Here is a 16,776-nt window from a genome sequence, read left to right on the forward strand (position 1 = left end):
GGGTGATCGCAAGGGTGCAGCCGGACACCTGCGGCTGCCGTGGAGCGGAAGGTCCATGCATGCAGCCGCAGTCACCCCGCCGCCGCATACGCCCGAGCCGCATACGCCCGCGCCGTGTGGCCGCCCTCGGCGCGGTGACCGTACTGACTCTCGCGGTCAGCACCTCGGCCGGGACCGGGCATCTGACGGCGCCCACCACCGCCGGGCCCATCGGCCTGGCCCGCTCCACCGCCCTCGCCCTGGCACCCTGCATGATCCGCGGCGGCCTGGACGTGCAGATGACGGAGGGCATCCCCACCCCGGCCGGTTACTCCCGCACCACCGGCACGGTCCACGCCCTCACCCTGATGGTCGACTTCTCCGACGCACCCGGGCAGGGCAGCGCGATCGACCGCTTCCACGAGTTCTTCCCGCAGACCCGGGAATGGTTCCGCAAGGCGTCGTACGGCCGCCTCGACTACCGCCCCGAGACCCCCATCACCAGCTGGCTGCGGATGCCGAAGTCCTTCAAGGAGTACGGCATAGAGCGCGGCGCGCCCTTCGACCCCGGCTACCGGCAGCTGGTGCAGGACATCGTGGCCGCCGCCGATCCCGAGGTGGACTTCCGTTCGTACGACCTGCTGAACGTGCTGGTCACCCCGAACGCCGGCCCCTCCGCCCTGGACACGGTGCTGTCCGTGACCTTCGCCGGCAACTCCGACGCCCCGATCGCCGACGGCGTGCCCATCTCCAACGCGTCCTTCGTCTACTCCCGCCAGGACGACGGCTCCGGCTCCTACTCCCGCACCGGCTACCGCGTCCTGCCGCACGAGAACGGCCACACCTTCGGGCTGCCCGACCTCTACACCCAGGAAGGCGGGAGCGCGGTCGGGCACTGGGACATCATGAGCGAGGACTGGGGAGCCAACAACGACCTGCTCGGCTGGCACAAGTGGAAGCTGGGCTGGCTGGACGGCACCCAGGTCGGCTGCGCGGCGGCCCCGGGCAGCGTCGACTACACGCTGACCCCGCTGTACAGGGAGGGCGGCGGAAAGCTGATCCTCGTGCCGGTCGACGGACGCAGCGCCTACGCCCTGGAGCTGCGCGCACCCGGCGGCAACGACGAGGCGGTGTGCAAGCCGGGCATCCTCATCTACAAGATCGACGCCACGGTGGACACCGGACGCGGCCCTATCACCGTCTACGACGCCCACCGGGGCAGCGGCGGCTGCACCCGCAGCCCCAACGTCCAGACGGAACTCTCCGACGCCCCCTTCGACCTCGGCGAGACCTTCAAGGACCCGCACCACGGAATCACGATCAAGGTGACGGAGAAGGATCCCGCCGGGAACTACAAGGTGCGGATCACGCGGAGTTAGCGGGGTGGTGTTCGCGGGGGTGATGGCGACCGGGGCGGGGTGATCGTGAAGCGGGTGGGGCTGCGGGCGGGGGACGGAGACAGAGGAGCAGCTCGCGACCGGGGCCGAGGGACGGCTCAGAGCCGGGACCGAGGGAGGGCCAAAGCCGGGACCGAGCGACTGCTCAAGCCCGGGGCCGGCGGTTTACCGTAGGCCTGCCCGGATGCCGTATCGGAGAGTCGATGCCCGCGAACACCGCACTGGAAGCCGAGGTCCGTACCGAGGCCGGGCCGCCGGCCGAGGCGGTCGCGCCGCTGATCCGGGGGATCGCCGTACTGCGGCGGCTGACCGAGGCGGGCGGCGCGCTGAGCCCGAGCGCGCTGGAACGGGCCACCGGGCTCGCCCGGTCCACGGTCGACCGGATCGCCGCCACCCTGGCCCGCATGGGGTACGTACGCCTCGACGGCCGGGACGTCCTCCTCACCCCGGGCGTGATGGAGCTGGGCAACGCCTATCTGGCCGCCCTGCGCCTGCCCGCACTGCTGGCCGCGCACGCCGACGCCCTCGCCGACGAACTGGACGAGTCGGTGTCGCTGGCGGTGGCCGACCTGGACGGCATCCGCTTCATCCACCAGGCCACCCGCCGCCGTGCGATGTCCGTGAGCTTCCGCATCGGCGACCTGCTCCCGGCCGAACGCACCGCACCCGGACCGCTGTTCGCAGCCGGATGGACGGAGGCGGACTGGCAGCGGTGGCGGGCCCGGCGGGCCGAGGACCCCGAGGACGCCGCCTTCCCGGCCGTACCGCCCCGGTCCGCCCCCGCCGCGGACGACTTCGAACGGCGGACGGAGCGGGCCCGCCGGGACGGCTGGGCGCTGGACGACCAGTTGATCGAGCCGGGGCTGGTCGCGCTGTCCGTGCCGGTGCGGAATCCGGGCACCGGGCGGGTGGCGTGCGTGGCGAGCGTGGTCAGCCACACCAGCCGGCACTCGGCGGATGACCTGCGCGCCGGTCTGCTCCCCCGGCTGCGTAGGGCCGTGGCGGCGATGGAGGCCGAGCTGCGCGCGGCATCCGCGCCGGAGCCCGGCCCGCCTCCCTCGGGCCTGGCGACCTGGACGACGGCGTCCAAGCAGGAGCTGGGCCGCGAGTTCATCGAGTCCCTGGCCCGGGGCCTGACCGTGCTGACCGCGTTCGGCGAGGGCCGCTCGGCGCTGCCGCTGACCGAGGTGGCCCGGGCGACCGGCCTGGCCCGCGCCACGGCCCGCCGGGCTCTGATCACGTACGAGCATCTGGGCCTGGTGACCGCGGGCCCCGACCGTGCCTTCACCCTCGCGCCCCGCGTCCTCGACCTGGGCTTCCCGCCGCTGTCCCGCACCACGCTCCCCCGCCTGGCCGAGCCCCACCTCCGGGCCCTCACCGACCGGCTGCGCGAGCCGACGGCACTGGCGGTCCCGGTGCCGGGCACGGAGGCGGAGATCCAGTACACGGCCGGAGCCGACGCGAGCCGGGTACTGACCGTGGACATCCCGGTGGGCGCGCGGCTGCCGGCCGCCGCGACGTCCCTCGGCCGTGTGCTCCTCGCGGACGCCGACGGCCCGCTGCCCCCCGGGCTCGCCGAAGTCCGCGCACAGGGCTACGCCTTGGCCGACGAGGAACTGGAGTCGGGGCTGCGGTCGATCGCCGTACCGGTACGCGACCGGGCGGGCCGCGCGGCCGCCGCGGTCTGTGTGGCCACCCACCCGGCCCGCCGCACCCTGGACGACTGCGTGCGGGATCTCCTCCCGGCCCTTCGCGCGACCGCCGACCGCATCCAGACGGACCTGCACACCGCGTCCCGCTTCACACGGGTGCCACCGACCTGAGTGTGATCACCGGCCCCGCACGCGGCCGGGCCCCGATCCGGTACCCTGTGGACCGAGTGACACGCCTTCGTAGCTCAGGGGATAGAGCACCGCTCTCCTAAAGCGGGTGTCGCAGGTTCGAATCCTGCCGGGGGCACCAGGGAAAACGGCCCGGACCGATCATGGTCCGGGCCGTTTTGACGGCATCAGTTGACGGCAGTCGCCTCTCAGGCGCCCGGGAAGCGGCGCTTCAGCAGCCGGTCCATGTGGCTGATCGCCTCCCGCTGGGTGTCGTGCACGACGTGCGTGTACACGTCCATCGTGATGCTGATCTGGCTGTGCCCGAGGATCTCCATGATGACTCGCGGCGCGACGCCGGCCGCCGTCAGCAGCGTGGCGCAGCCGTGCCGGGCATCGTGCAGCCGGACCACCCGCATCTCCGCATCGGCGGCGACCCGCGTGAACGAGCGGTAGACGTTGCGCGGCTCGACCGGCCGGCCGTTCCGCGTGGCGAAGACGTAGCCGTTCTCAGACCACGTGATGCCCGTGCGTGCGAACGCCTCCCGCTGTCGCAGCCGGTGCCAGCGCAGCGGAGCAATGCACAGCGCGGGCATCGGGACGACGCGCTTGCGGCGGCTCTTGGGGTCGTCGTCGTACAGCGTGCCGCGCCGTCGCTGCGTCTGCTGGCGCACGTGCAGCACCCGGTTGTCGAGGTCGACGTCCGACCAGCGCAGCCCCACCAGTTCCCCGCGCCGCAGGCCCATGGCGACGGCCAGGACGAACGCGGCGTACAGCGGGTCCCGGCGGGCGGCTTCCAGGAACGTCAGCGTTTCCTCCAGAGTCCACGGGTGGATGTCCCGCAGCTTCACGCGTGGCGGCTCCACCAGGGACGCGACGTTCCGCGTGATCAACTCCTCGCGCACGGCCGCCGTGAGGGCGGTGCGCAGCACACGGTGCGCTTCCTTCGCGGTCGCGGCCGTGTTTGCGTTCTGCATGCGGGTGATGAAGCGGCGCACGTCAGCGACGCTGAGCGACTCCAGTCGCTTGGTGCCCAGCAGAGGGATCAGGTACAGGCGCACATGAGTCTCGTACTTGTCGTACGTGCTGAGCTTGCGACGCGGCTCGACGTAGTGCGCCAGCCAGTACGGCAGCCACTCGGAAAGCTTGGCGGAGCGGGTAGGCGTCGGGATGCCCTGACGGGCGCGGCGCACGAGTTCCTGCCTCTTCTCGTCGCACTCCTCCCACGTGTTGCCGTAGACCGTCTTACGGGCGCGGGTGCCGTCCGGCTGGGGTACGTACACGCGTGCCTCGTAACGGCCGTCCTTGCGCTGCCAAATGCTGCCAGCGCCATTGGGGTTCCTCTTTCGCTGAGCCATCAGGCTGCGTTCTCCTCAAGTCGGTTCTGCATGTAGTGGCGTACGGCGTCGACCGGAATACGGCGGGCACGTCCGGACGTATAGCTCGGGAGCTGCTTAGAGCGGATCAGGTCGTAGACCTTGCTCCGGCTAAGCCTTAGAGCGGTCATGACCTCCGGGACGGTGAGAGCTTGCGGGTCGCTCGGGACGACGGTCAGCACGTTGAGACCTCCGGGAGCGCGCGTCTGTCCGAGGGGCAGATTTCTGCGTCATTGCGTCATCAGCGACATTTGCGCTTCTGACCTGGGGTTTTGTGCGACGCGGCGGTGAGGGGGTGCGTCATTCGTGCGGCATTGGCTGAGTCATCGCGTGACGCAGGTGACGCAGGATGACGCAGGCAATTCCGTCTGCGTCATGGCTTTCGTCGCAGGTCAGGGGGCGTTCTTCAGCCCGCGTGACGCAGATGACGCAGGGTCTTCCTTCTTAGGACAAAAGAGGGGGTGTCTGATGTAGTTCGGTGCCGCCCAAAGACCGAAGAAGGAGCCGCTTCGCGGCGCGACCTTGGGGCGGCGTTCCGCCGAACAGCAAGAGGAGCACGCCTGGCCGGTGGTGCTCTTCTTGCTTGCTCGGGTCGGTACGGGATGCGGGTCAGAACATGCGCTTCTGCTCGTGTGGGGTCGGGGTGGCCAGGCGGGTCATTTCGAGGTAGCGGCCCGTGCTGGTGCGCCCGGAGTCGATGAGAACGCCCCGGGCGGCCAGGGTCGGTTGGAGACGCTTGAGCCGGTCGGAGAGGACTTTGCCCGTTGTCGGCCAGCCCTTGGGCAGGGCACGCGGTTCGTCGCTGCTGTAGAGGCCGCTGAGGAGATGCAGCCACTCGGTGGAGGTCATCCGCTGTGCCGCGCCTGGGGCGATGGTGTCGGCGTGCCAGAGGACGGTCTGCGCGAGCAGGTCGCCCTCGATCACGTCGTCGTTCAGGTCGTCCAGGCTCGCGCGGTAGGCGGGCAGCGCCCCGAGCCCGGTTGCGGCGTCGAGCTGCGCACAGAGGTGCGCGAAGTCCGCCATCCGCAGATCGGTCGGTGTCTCCGCGTCCACCGCGCGGACCTTGACCGTGAGGTCCAGGAGCGAGCCGAGCACCACGGGCAGGACTTCCGCGTACTCGGCCCACAGCTCTGCTTCGGTGCGCCGGACCTTGGGGCGCTCCAACCGCAGCGGCAGGAGACGTTCTGCGAGGTCGGGCCGGATGACTCCCACGTCGATGCCGGTCAGGAGCAGGGGGCGGCGGTAGCCGACGCGGAACACGTCCCCGTCGGTGAACAGGGCACGCTTGACGTTCTCCGCGCCGGTCACGATGCAGCACATCGCATCGGACAGGTCCGGCGTCATGTGGGACAGGTTGTCCAGGGCAGTGACCCACCCGGCCGACACTGCCGCGATCAAGTTCTCTTCATCCTTCGGAGCGCGCCGCAGGTCCCCGCTCATGCCCTCCACGATCCGGATCAGCATCCGCCCGCCCGTGGATTTCCCCGCGCCCTGCGGCCCCGTGAGGAACGGTGCCGGCACGGGTACCGACGGACCCAGGCAGCCGATCAGCCAGGCGATGGCCAGGCACTCTGTCTCGGCGGTGGCGAAGTTGCACAGCCGCATCAGCAGGTCGATGCCCTTGCCGTCGGTGTCCTTCGCAGGCAGGGGCAGTTCCCCGGTGAGCTGGGTGCGCCGCCAGCACACCTCACGCGGGTCGGGAACGGTGATCTCCCAGCCGATGGGGTGGATGCGTACGGACTGCCCGTCATCGCGGCCCAGGTCCAGCCACGTCGCCCCGTCGAAGCCGGGGGCGACGCGGATGTGGACCGGCTGCACGTCCTCGCTCAGCGCGAGCGCTTCGATCAGGTCCAACGCCTCTTTTAGCGCGGTGCCGTTGAACACGCCGTGCCCGTCGCGAAATAGGCCGACCATGAGTTCTTGGCGGTGGCTGCCCGTGGTGCCCTGGGAGCGGATCGGGCGGGCCACAGGGTGCCCTTTCCGCTGCGCGTACACGGTGCCATCGGGGGTGCGGAAGTATCGGAAGTGCGCCTGTGCGTAGTCGGTGATGACCTCACGAGCGGGCGTCTTGTCGTCGTCAGCCATGGTCACAGTCCCAACCTGATACGGGCGTTGGTCCACGCGTCCGTGCAGTGCCGGGCGGTTTCGCCCTTGGCCTGCGCTGCGGTGAACAGACGCGCGATGTGCGCATCGGTGAGGCAGCCGCACCGGCCGTGCGTGGAGAGCACGGCCAGGAACGTGCGGTACACGGCGTTGTGCACGCCGCTGGACGCCCCGTTGATGCGCTGCTCCGCCATCGTGATGCCGCGCTCCAGGAACGCGGGCGTGCGATGGCGGCACTCCCCGCCCCCGGCCGGCGCGGACACCGTGAGGGGCTGCGGCACGGGCCGGATCGGGGCGGGCTTGCTCGCGGCAAGCGCGCACACAGCATCCGGCAGGGAGGCGATGGCGCCGGTGCCGCATCCGAGCCAGCGGGCGTAGGCCATCGTGGACTTGATGTCGACGCCGGGTCGTACGGCGTTGGCGGACGGCATTGCTCCGAGGTAGAGCCAGTGTTCGCCCCGGGTGGTGGGCACGGTCCGGGTGGCGGGCAGGGTCTCGCGGGCCCACGCGATGGCGGCGGGGTTGTCGAGGTCAACGACGGTGAGACCGGCGCCGCCGGGGTGGTAGGCCACCGTCGCCGCGTCGCGCCAGGCACGGGCCCACGTCGGCGCGTTGATGACTTGGGGGTCGGTGGTGGCGGCGGCCCAGCCGTGGCAGGGCGCCGGGCAGGTGCAGGGGCCGGGGGTCTTCATGTTGGGTCGGCCGCCGCATGCGTTGTCGGCGCAGCGGCGGCAGTTGCCGAAGGGCGCCTTCCCGGCTCGTAACGGCAGTACCGGCACGCCGGAGGCTGCCAGGGAGAGGGCAGCACGCAGGTGCTCTCCCCGAATGTCGGTCGGTTGCGTCATGCTGGGTGACCTCCACAGGTCTGTTGTTGGCAGGTGGATAAGGGCGGCCCCGGTTCTTGGCGGAGTGGGGGCCGCCCTTGGCGTAGCTAGCGGTTGGTGGCCCAGAGGGCGTACTGCTGGCGGACGTAGGCACGCGGGTTGCAGCCCACTACGGCGCCGTCCAGGCGCATCAGCTGGCGGGCCAGTTCGAAGGCGCTGCTGCGACTGGCCGTGTAGCCGGGGATGAGGCCATGGGCCATGCGGTCCATGAGGGCCGCACGACGCAGCAACCACTCACGCCCTCGGTCCTCGGTCGTGCGCAGCCACTCCAGCTCACGGCCCGGATCGGGCGCGGCGGCGTAGGCCTGGGTGGGGTTGGGCCAGTGGGTGACGTCGTTCTCGAACACAGGGACTCCTGTCAGCCGTTGACGTGCGAGTGAGCGATGGTTCGGGGTGGCGGTGGTGCTCACGCGGCGTCCCGGCCGGGCAGGAGCAGGCCGTCGTCGCTCCTGCGGAGAGATCCCGTGGCGGTGAGGGCCTTGATCTCGCGGGAGACGGTGCCCTTGTTGAGGCCGGTCGCGTCGGCCACGTCCCTAGCGGTCCGGGCCCCGCACTGCACAGCAGCCAAGACCTTGTCCCGGTTGGTCGCCGCCCCGGACGGTGTGGCCGTTGCCTTGACCAGGTGCAGCGGCGTGTGTGGCGCCTGGCCGCTCGTGGACTGCGCGGGGGTCCAGATCGACGTGGGCAGAGCGCGTACGCCCGCGTCATCGAGGGTCCAGGTGCGCAGCATGCGCGGCCCGTAGCCCTTGAGGTAGCCGTGCCCTCGGTACTCGCGGCCGTCGGGGATCTGGTGCGGCGCGTAGTGCGCGCAGTCATCCAGCGCGACCTGTGCCTGTGTCGTGCCGGCCACCCGCAGCGAGAACCGGGTCAGGAGGTTCGGCGCGATCAGCTTGTGCACACCCGGCGCGCTGCCGTCGGTGAGCGGGTACTGGGTGGCCCACCACAGGACGACCCCGCGCGAGCGACCGAGGGAGGACAGTTCGATCAGCCGCTGCAGCCGGTCCTTGTCCTTGGTAATCAGGGCGAGGATTACCTGTCCTTCGTCGACGACGACGGTGAGCTGGCGGCCGTCCCACACGCTGATGCCGCGCTGCTTCATGTCGGCCTTGCGGCGGGTCATCTCCGCGTGCGCCTCATCCACGCCGTCGGTGATGTCGTCGCGTTCCACGGCGACGCGGCAGATGGGCTCCCAGATGTTGGCCTCTTCGCCCTTGCCGTCGATGAGCAGCAGGTCACCGCGCAGGTGGGCGCTCGCCATGAGCGGACGGAACGACCAGGACTTGCCGGTGCCGGACGCGCCGGACACCAGCAGCCGCTCATCGAACGGGATCAGGACCTCATCCCCCGTTTCGGTGTCCAGACCGAGGCTCATGGCGAGCGGGTCGGACGGGATGCGGACCGGGGTCCACAGCGAGGAGACGCCCGCGGCTGCCGACCGAGTGGCCAGCGTCAGGACGGCCCAGCCGCCGCGCGAGGCGGAGGTGATTCGTATGCGCAGCGCGGTACGGGCACCCAGTAGCGCACGGACCGAGTCGGCCTTGTCCGCGAGCGTCTTGACCGTCCACGTCCCGTCCAGACGGATCTCACACCGGATGCCGCCCGGCTCCATGGCCGGGGGCGTGGTGACCGTGCCCGACAGGCCACGGTCCGGGGCGTGCTCGACCCAGTACGACGGGTCAAGACGCTCCATGAGCTGACGCTCTTCCACCGACAGCGACGCGTCCACCGGCACGCGCAGGTTGCGGCGGCCGAGCGCGAGAGCGGCCACGTTCGCCCCGATCAGCACAGCGGATGTGGCGGCCGGCCACACGGTCAGGTGCGAGGTGGACATGAGCGCGGACGCGACAGCACTCGGCACGGCGTGCACCGAGTGCGCCTGAATCGCACGGGCCTTGAGGGTGCTGGGGTAGTTCACCCGCGCGGCCTTGAGCTTGGCGCGGGTGTCGCGCTCGTGCCGCAAGGCTGCCTTGCTCGCCACCCGTGCGGCGCGGCGACCGGCCGCGAACGGATTGCTCGACGCGGCCCGCGCGGTGAGTTGCTGCGACTTGGCGGTGGCGTGCGTGGAACGCGCGGCATTGTGCTCCTTCTGCGCGGCCATGAGCGCCTTGAGGTGCTCCGGGGTGCGCAGCTTGTTCCGCCGGTCCGCCTCAAGGTCCCAGCGGGCCGCGAACGGCACGCACACCGGGGCGAGCGAATCGAGAGCCGCAGTGGTGGTGTTGGTGGTGGTCGACCATGCTTGCTTCCAGTCCACGAAAGGGTCCTCCAAGACCGTGGATAAGGGCCGGTGCGCCGTTGCGTGGCGTCACCGGCCCGCCCGAGTTGCAGTGATCGCCGCTATTGGTTGCGTCAACAGCAGCGGTTGAACCCCTGCAACCACGTCTGACCTGCGATGTTGCAGAGTTGAGCGGCGGGGAGGGGTGGGGGCCCTACGCGCACGCGCGCGTAGAGCGGTCGAAAACAGGGCCGCGCAACCCCCTCGCGGGGCCCTGAACGACCGTTCGCGGCATCGGAGGTCTCGCCCCACGCGCGAGAGGGGTCGGAGACTCTACGAGGCGTCTACGGCTTCCGGCCCTTGCTGGCCGGTCAGAAGGGGTCAACGCCCCTTGCGGCCCATCCTCTTGGCAGCGGCCCTGCCGTCGGTGCCGCCTACCGAGCGGACGACGGTGACCACGCCCCACGCCATGGCCACGGCCAGCAGCGTGAGGATGGCGAGGTTCGCCGCGACGGCGGTGAGCACACCGACCAGCAGCGGGCCGAAGTAGACCCCGGCGGCCACCGCGCCGGCCCCGACCCCGGAACCGAGCGCGATGCGCTGCACGGTGCGGTCCGGCGGCGCGTGATGGATGTGCTGCACCACCATCGGAGGCGCCTGCGGGGGCGCCATGGGGGCGATAGTGGCGGGCTGGTCGTTGTAGACGTAGCGGCCGTCCGGGAGACGGACGACACCGGGCACGGGCAGGTTATCGGAGTCCACCAGGGACCTCCCAGGTCAGTTGGAGTCGGCAATACGGGCAGCGCGCCACCGGCGGGTGCAGTGGTCATCAGCGGCCGGTGCCGGCGAGGTCAACCGGAACGCCGTTGACCGGGCTGCGCAGTTCGGCGTACCGGGTCGAGACCCAGCCCACCGACCAGCCACACAGCTCCGCAGCGCTGCGCACCGACAGGCCCTCGGCCCGCGCGGCGGCCACGATGGCGCGCGCGTCGTCCTCGGGCAGCTTGTCCGTGACCGGGCCGCCAGACAGCAGAGCCACGCGTTCACGAGCGGCCCGCTCCTCCTGCTCCGCCTGTTCACGGCGCTTCCGCTCGGCACGCTCGCGCCGCTCGCGTTCCGCACGTTCGGAGGCCTCCCGCTCATGGCGTTCACGGTCCCGCTCACGCTGTTCACGCTCGCGCTCAAGGCGTTCACGCTGCTCGCGGTCGGCACGTTCCCGAGCCTGCTCGCGCTCGCGTTCCTCGCGCCGCGCGGCAGCTTCCCGCTCGGTCTGTTCACGGGCCATGCGGACTTCGTGCTCACGCTGTTCACGCGCCAGCGCCGCCGTGTGCTCGCGCTCCTCACGGGCTCGCCGCGCGGCGTCCTCGCGACGCTCGGTGGCGGCTCGTTCACGGGCTTCCCGCTCGGTTTGCTGCTTGGCTTCCAGCGCCAGCACGGCGGCGGTGATCGCGCGCCGGTAGGCGAGCCCGGTCTCCGCTGTGACGATCAGCAGCAGCGGCGCGACCGCGTGCACAGCCACGCCCACCAGGTCGTTCTTGAGCGCGGAGTCGGCGACGTTCAGGGCGAGCGTCATGCAGCCGGTCATCCACCGCAGTGCGATCGGCCACCCGCCGCCGTTGCCCCCGAGCCGGGCGAGTACCGCGTCCAGGCGGACGACGATGACCACCGCGGCATCCACCACGAGCGGGAGAATGGGAGCCGTCCACGCCCACCGGTCGGGGGTGTGCGCGGCCGCGAGCGGGGTGACGGTGAGGATCGAGTACAGCATCGCGCCCGCCACGATCAGCCACGTGCCGGCCGACAGCGCACGCTCCGCTGAACGGACCTGAACGGCGTTCACCGGCCCGCCTCCCCGCCGTACTCGTCCCAGTCGCCCGGCTCCCAGACGTACCGCTCACCCATCCACTCGTCGTCGTCGCCGTGGTCCGGCCCCATCGTGAGCGGCGGGTAGGGCTGCGGGTTGAACAGGCGGTCGATCAGACGCCACATGGCGCGGCGGAGGCGCTTCACGCCGCACCACCGGGCAGGGTCGCCGTGGCCGTGCGGTTCGCCAGTGCCGCCCGCTCGGCCAGCACCCGCCGCCGCGCCCGGCGCAGCCGGCGGGTGTCCAACTCGGTCGGCGTACGGTCCAACGTGATGATCTGCGCGTCCAACAGGTCGACCTCCGCCAGGATCAGCGGCATCTCGTCCTCGATCGCGTCCAGCTCCGCATCGGACGGCTCCCGCCAGTCCGCGAACGCGGTAACAGCGTCCTGAACAGTGACGATGTGACTCATTGGGTCGTGTTCCTCTCAGTCAGGAACGGCCCGAACAGCGGCCCCGGTGTTCCCGCACCGGGGCCGCGCGCCGTTGAAGTCGGAACATCCGGCTCCCCTCAGCGCTGCTCGTACGAGACGAGCAGCGGAGGCAACCGGCGCAGCGGTGCTGCGGGAGAAGTTGAAGAAACGCGCGGCCTTACATCCGCGCGGCCGTCACTTCGGGGGAGACGGCTCAGATGCCCACCTATGCAGCTCCACCAGCGGCGAAGCGTTCTCAAACAGCGGCCAGTCCGGGGCCCGAGGCGCGCGGCCGCGGCCGCCTTCCTGCTGGGTAATCCCGCCTGATGCCCGAACATGATTGGTTCCTCTGGTCTTACTGGTACCAACCAGTTCGTAGCCATGATGTTGCACCGCTCGATGTGGGCTGTCAAGCACTTTGGTTCCACTCGTACCAACCAGTGGGCCTACTGGGGCATGATGGGTCTATGGCGACGCGTTCAGATCCCCTGTACATGCAGTTGGCGGCCATCCTGCGGGCGAAGATCGAGGGTGGCGAGTACCCGCCGGGCAGTAAACTGCCGAGTGAGCGGAAGCTGATGGAGCTATACGACGCTTCCCGCAACACCGTGCGCCTAGGGCTGCAACGGCTCGTGGCCGAAGGGCTTGTGTTCGCCAGCCAGGGTCGTGCCTACATGGTCCATCGGCAGGATGTACTCGTTTACAACTCCTCCCGATCGGAAGAGCACAACAGGCGACTGGCTGCCGGCGTGGACGCGTGGGTGCAGGACATCCAGGAACAGGGGCGAACGCCAAGCCAACAGATCTCGGTCAGCATCGAGACCGCCAGCCCCGACATCGCCCGGCGCCTCGAATTGCAGCCTGACGCCCTCGTTCTAGTACGACGGCGCCTTCGCTTTGTGGACGAGCAGCCTTGGTCAACAGAGGATTCTTACTACCCGCACGAGCTTGTTAAGAACACGCCCGTTGCTGAACCGGCCGATATCCCTGAGGGGGTCATCGCGTACATGGCGTCCATCGGGCACAAGCAAGTTCGTTACGTAGATGACGTCACGGCAGTGATGCCCAACCCCAAGCAGGCTGCGGATCTGGCTGTAGAGGCAGGAATTCCCCTATTGATCAGAGCCCGGGTCGGCTATACGGAGACGGGCCCGGTGCGGGTCACCACCACGGCAATGCCTACAGACCGGAACGTGCTCCGCTACGAACTGGGGACAGGGGAAAGCAATGCATGATGACGTTACCGTTCGGCCCGCCGACCGAAGTGAAGCCGACGTCATCGCGTCCATGTGGGGTGAGGCTGGCCAGCGGTTGAAGGTAAAGGGAATCAACCAGTGGCAATATCCGCCCAACAGGGAAAAGATCGCTGCGGACATCAGGCAAGGTTACGCATACTTGGTTGTCGACGGCACTCAGTACCTTGGCACCATCACGGTAGACACATTCGCGGACCCTGAGTTCTGGCTCCCGGGTGACATGCCCGAGGATGCCTTGTACGCGCACAGGATCATCGTGCTCGCAAATGCCGCCGGAACTTCATTGGGTGCGTCCATGCTCGACTGGGCATCGCAAAAGGCATCGAAGCTGGGTAAGTCCTGGCTTCGAGTGGACGCCTGGAAGACGAACCCCGCCCTAGGGCGTTATTACGAATCGCAGGGCTTTACGCACGTCCGGACGGTGGATCTCCCTCATCGGCGCTCAGGCGCGTTGTACCAGCGGTCGGCCGGATCGGTCACGGGAATCGGCCCCCGCTACTTGGGGCTGGAATCCATGAGGCTGGACGAGAACGGGAATCCGGACCATGGATGGACAGCCGGTCTATAAAGGGTCATTGCAGAGGGGCTGGGCCGCCAGGCTGAGTGCACGGCGGGAGTCGGTCTGGTCCCCAGGGTGCCGTGCGGGTGCCTGATGCAAATCGAACATACTTGCGCACATGGCGTCTGCCTGCCTACGGTGACCTGTGCCCAGTACGCTCGTAACGACTGGACCAGCGCTGCGGTGCCCTCCCCTTATCCACCCCGGGGAGGGCGCTGCGTGCGTATGGCGCGGACCGCTTGAACGCCAGTCGGCGAGATCACACCGAACCTTACGGCCAGAGACTGTGAGTGAAGCTTATCTCCGCCCAAGCCTCATCTCCCGAGTGGAATTCACTATTGAACACGCCAATAGTCATTCCGGTTGACCCTCTACCCCCAGGTAGAACCAGACTCTGAGGATATGCCTCGCCGTCAAGATCAGTGCTGCTACAGCTTGACCCTTCATACAGCAGCAAGACTGGTGTTACCGAAACAGATTCGTTGGCATTGAGTGTTATCCGGAGACTGAGCTCGCCCCTGGCCTCACCGGCGGCGCACACGTTCATCCAGCGGCGTGTGGTCCTACTGTCGTGCTTGAGGGTGACCTGGAACCGGTACGGGTGATCCTGGCGGTCAAAGCCCGGTGTAGTCAATCCTCCGTCGCCATACACGATCAGATGTCCTTGGACAACGACAATATGCGCGACAGCTGCCGTGGCGGGTTCCGTCATAGCCGCGAACGGAACAGGAGCCAGCAGAATTGCGCTCGCTATGACACGTCCCAGCTTCATCACGCAACCTCGGTGAACGTTGCGGCTAATCTAGGGGGCGTCAAATGAACGAAGCCCACTCTTCAGAATCCCCCCGCGGCAGCTCGGGCGCATCTCGGGAGAACAGCCCCCATGGCAACGCAGCCCTCGGCGGTGACCGTGAGCGTCGAAGAGATCCCCGTGGCCCCCACCCCCGCACGAGAGAACATCACGCCCGGCCGCCGGGTGCGACTGGTCAACATCTCGCCCGTCTGCCTGAACGGACTCACCGGCATCACGCAGGCCAACCCCGCCAGCCGCCCCGCCTGGACGCTCTCCTCGACGAGAGCTCCGTACGGCCCCGCTCCCGGTACTTCCGGGGTGCGGGGTCGTGCGCGTTCCCGTGCCCGCGTCGCACCGCGCGCCGCGAGTGGCGCGACGGTCGCCGTGTTGCGTGGCTAGGGAATGGACAAGGCGGGCGACTACGTGGACGAGAGGCCCCAGGGCAAGTACCAATCTCAGGTCGACGCCGCGCAGGACAACGGCGGCACCGGTCGGGACATGGACAGGCCAGTAGTAGCGGGGCTTAGGCGCGCCTTGCGCGATGGCGCTCCATCTCAGCTGGGCGACGGACGCTTGGTGGCGACCAGTGCGCAGTCCGACGACCTGACCAGCGGAAACGGTGCGACCCTCTGACATCAATACGTGACATCAACGGCCACGTGCACCGGCGCACAACAACGGATCAACACCGGGCCGCAGCCCCGGATTGACGGTGCTTCGTGGCTGGTCGACGCAACATGCATCGAGGGGCAACGCGCCTACGGATCATATCCAAATCGGCACCTAGTCCAAATTAATGAAACCGCCATGTCGGTTCGCGAGCGAATATCGCGACGAGGCTAGATTTCCCGAGAGATCAACTCGTGCCGTCTCCGGGAAAGAGGGTCTATCCGATGAGGAAGACTGGTCGGATCATCGCAACGCTGGCCGCCGCAATTGCCACGGCTACCGTTGGGGCAGACCAAGCCCAGGCGACTGACGGCCCCCTGCCGGGGATCTTGTCGCCGCTGGTGTGCGTCGCACAGAACAATGTGTACGGCAACAACAACCACGTCAATCAGACAGCTTCCTGCCAGCAGTCCGCGACACCAGCGCCTCCTGTAAACGGCGGTGTCACGGGCTATGAGATCATCCACCTCCCCTCCGAGACCGTACCGAACGGCACCACTCGTGTGGTGCGGTGCCCAGCAGGCAAGCAAGCGCTCGGCGGCGGGGCCGAGGCCGGCGGAATCGATCCCGTCCTGGTGACGAGCGCTCCCGTGCTCGATTTCAGTGGCTGGTACGCCGTAGCCCGGTCGGAAACCCAAGCAAACGTCACTCTGGGCGTCTACGTCATCTGCGCCAACGCTGCCGCCTGACAGGGCAGCAAGGCAGCCGGAGCGGCGGGTGTCCTCTGGCCGCGACAGCGGGCGCGGCCCGGGCGGACCTAGCCCAGCGTCCAGCCGGTCTGACAGACGACACTTTACGGGCGATGTCGCAGTTCCGGAGCTTGTTGCCTGACATCAGTAGCTGACATCAACAAAGGCGTACAACCGCGTACGGTGGCACACCCTCAATCTATTAGCTTGACGGCACTTCTTGACGGCAACACCGGCGCACGTTGCCATATCTGGAGAACCAGCCCCACACGATCCAGAGCAGGCCAGGAGAGTCACAGCGCTGATCACTACATCGCCCGGATGATCTCCTAAAGCGGGTGTCGCAGGTTCGAATCCTGCCGGGGGCACCATAAAATTGCAGGTCAGCGCACTAAAGGCCTTCCAGGGAACCACCTTGGAAGGCCTTTGGGTGCGGAATGGGAACCTCCTGGGAACATTGAACTTCGCATCAGCCGCACTCCGGACACTCCTTCATGATCTGACGGAAATCCCTCGTCTCCACGATCAGACGAGCCTGGGTGCAGATCAGGCGTGCGGTCGCCGCCCCGGCTGCGACTGCTGCCACTGAAGTTCATCGACCCACGGAAGAGCCCAAGTGCTGTCGGAACTCGTGAACAGAGCCAGTCATGGCCATCCCCAAACGAGAAGCTAGTGTCCTGCGCCAGTAGTTGATCGTTAGTAGTTGTGTGACTTCTGCTGCTGGTGCGTCAGTTCCCCGTCGGGGCCCCAAGTTGGAGCCGTT

General features: G+C 68.6%; 17 protein-coding genes and 1 tRNA gene. 8 read left to right on the forward strand and 10 right to left on the reverse strand.

The window, feature by feature from the left end:
- The first annotated feature begins 59 nt into the window (after nucleotides 1-59).
- The 3 genes from ACIRU3_RS32765 to ACIRU3_RS32775 all read left to right on the forward strand — a co-directional run bounded on the left by ACIRU3_RS32765 (nucleotide 60) and on the right by ACIRU3_RS32775 (nucleotide 3,338).
- Complete coding sequence (locus tag ACIRU3_RS32765; RefSeq protein WP_404064047.1) at nucleotides 60-1,358, forward strand: M6 family metalloprotease domain-containing protein; 1,299 nt, start codon at nucleotides 60-62, stop codon at nucleotides 1,356-1,358.
- Between the two features lie 221 nt (nucleotides 1,359-1,579).
- On the forward strand, nucleotides 1,580-3,199 hold the full coding sequence (locus ACIRU3_RS32770) for an IclR family transcriptional regulator C-terminal domain-containing protein (RefSeq protein WP_404064050.1): 1,620 nt from the start codon (nucleotides 1,580-1,582) through the stop codon (nucleotides 3,197-3,199).
- A gap of 63 nt (nucleotides 3,200-3,262) precedes the next feature.
- Nucleotides 3,263-3,338 (forward strand) — tRNA-Arg (locus ACIRU3_RS32775).
- A 67-nt stretch (nucleotides 3,339-3,405) separates the two neighbouring features.
- Here the strand turns inward: ACIRU3_RS32775 and ACIRU3_RS32780 are convergent.
- The 10 genes from ACIRU3_RS32780 to ACIRU3_RS32825 form a co-directional block, all read right to left on the reverse strand.
- Complete coding sequence (locus tag ACIRU3_RS32780) at nucleotides 3,406-4,554, reverse strand: tyrosine-type recombinase/integrase (protein WP_404064053.1); 1,149 nt, start codon at nucleotides 4,552-4,554, stop codon at nucleotides 3,406-3,408.
- Nucleotides 4,554-4,754 (reverse strand): helix-turn-helix domain-containing protein, encoded by a 201-nt coding sequence (locus ACIRU3_RS32785; protein WP_404064056.1) that lies wholly within the window; start codon nucleotides 4,752-4,754, stop codon nucleotides 4,554-4,556. Before ACIRU3_RS32785 ends, ACIRU3_RS32780 begins: the two co-directional genes overlap by 1 nt.
- A 427-nt stretch (nucleotides 4,755-5,181) precedes the next feature.
- Nucleotides 5,182-6,657, reverse strand: coding sequence for an ATP-binding protein (locus tag ACIRU3_RS32790; RefSeq protein ID WP_404064059.1), 1,476 nt, complete (start codon nucleotides 6,655-6,657; stop codon nucleotides 5,182-5,184).
- A gap of 2 nt (nucleotides 6,658-6,659) precedes the next feature.
- Entirely contained in the window at nucleotides 6,660-7,520 is an 861-nt protein-coding gene (locus ACIRU3_RS32795) for a bifunctional DNA primase/polymerase (protein ID WP_404064062.1), read from the reverse strand.
- Between the two features lie 86 nt (nucleotides 7,521-7,606).
- Nucleotides 7,607-7,906, reverse strand: a complete 300-nt coding sequence (locus tag ACIRU3_RS32800) for a hypothetical protein (protein WP_404064065.1) — start codon at nucleotides 7,904-7,906, stop codon at nucleotides 7,607-7,609.
- Between the two features lie 59 nt (nucleotides 7,907-7,965).
- The gene (locus ACIRU3_RS32805; RefSeq protein ID WP_404064068.1) at nucleotides 7,966-9,810 is read right to left on the reverse strand and encodes a type IV secretory system conjugative DNA transfer family protein; all 1,845 of its coding nucleotides are present in this window, start codon (nucleotides 9,808-9,810) and stop codon (nucleotides 7,966-7,968) included.
- A gap of 342 nt (nucleotides 9,811-10,152) precedes the next feature.
- The gene (locus tag ACIRU3_RS32810) at nucleotides 10,153-10,533 is read right to left on the reverse strand and encodes a DUF6251 family protein (RefSeq protein WP_404064071.1); all 381 of its coding nucleotides are present in this window, start codon (nucleotides 10,531-10,533) and stop codon (nucleotides 10,153-10,155) included.
- A gap of 67 nt (nucleotides 10,534-10,600) precedes the next feature.
- Nucleotides 10,601-11,611 carry a DUF2637 domain-containing protein gene (locus tag ACIRU3_RS32815; RefSeq protein ID WP_404064074.1) on the reverse strand — a complete coding sequence of 337 codons (1,011 nt, stop codon included), beginning with the start codon at nucleotides 11,609-11,611 and terminating at the stop codon, nucleotides 10,601-10,603.
- Nucleotides 11,608-11,781, reverse strand: coding sequence for a hypothetical protein (locus ACIRU3_RS32820; RefSeq protein ID WP_404064077.1), 174 nt, complete (start codon nucleotides 11,779-11,781; stop codon nucleotides 11,608-11,610). The genes ACIRU3_RS32815 and ACIRU3_RS32820 overlap by 4 nt, the downstream gene beginning before the upstream one ends.
- Complete coding sequence (locus ACIRU3_RS32825) at nucleotides 11,778-12,047, reverse strand: DUF6284 family protein (RefSeq protein WP_404064080.1); 270 nt, start codon at nucleotides 12,045-12,047, stop codon at nucleotides 11,778-11,780. The genes ACIRU3_RS32820 and ACIRU3_RS32825 overlap by 4 nt, the downstream gene beginning before the upstream one ends.
- 467 nt (nucleotides 12,048-12,514) lie before the next feature.
- Here ACIRU3_RS32825 and ACIRU3_RS32830 point away from each other — a divergent pair, with 467 nt between their 5' ends.
- From ACIRU3_RS32830 to ACIRU3_RS32850, 5 genes are all read left to right on the forward strand, one after another.
- Complete coding sequence (locus ACIRU3_RS32830; RefSeq protein WP_404064083.1) at nucleotides 12,515-13,282, forward strand: GntR family transcriptional regulator; 768 nt, start codon at nucleotides 12,515-12,517, stop codon at nucleotides 13,280-13,282.
- A complete protein-coding gene (locus tag ACIRU3_RS32835; RefSeq protein ID WP_404064086.1) occupies nucleotides 13,275-13,871 on the forward strand; it encodes a GNAT family N-acetyltransferase in 597 nt (198 codons plus the stop codon). The genes ACIRU3_RS32830 and ACIRU3_RS32835 overlap by 8 nt, the downstream gene beginning before the upstream one ends.
- Before the next feature lie 874 nt (nucleotides 13,872-14,745).
- A complete protein-coding gene (locus tag ACIRU3_RS32840) occupies nucleotides 14,746-15,054 on the forward strand; it encodes a hypothetical protein (RefSeq protein ID WP_404064088.1) in 309 nt (102 codons plus the stop codon).
- Between the two features lie 3 nt (nucleotides 15,055-15,057).
- Entirely contained in the window at nucleotides 15,058-15,288 is a 231-nt protein-coding gene (locus ACIRU3_RS32845) for an antitoxin (protein ID WP_404064090.1), read from the forward strand.
- 260 nt (nucleotides 15,289-15,548) lie between these two features.
- The gene (locus ACIRU3_RS32850) at nucleotides 15,549-16,013 is read left to right on the forward strand and encodes a hypothetical protein (protein ID WP_404064092.1); all 465 of its coding nucleotides are present in this window, start codon (nucleotides 15,549-15,551) and stop codon (nucleotides 16,011-16,013) included.
- Nucleotides 16,014-16,776 lie beyond the last annotated feature (763 nt).

It is taken from the genome of Streptomyces sp. NPDC101151 (assembly GCF_044768335.1).
In the GTDB taxonomy this organism is placed as follows: Bacteria; Actinomycetota; Actinomycetes; order Streptomycetales; family Streptomycetaceae; genus Streptomyces.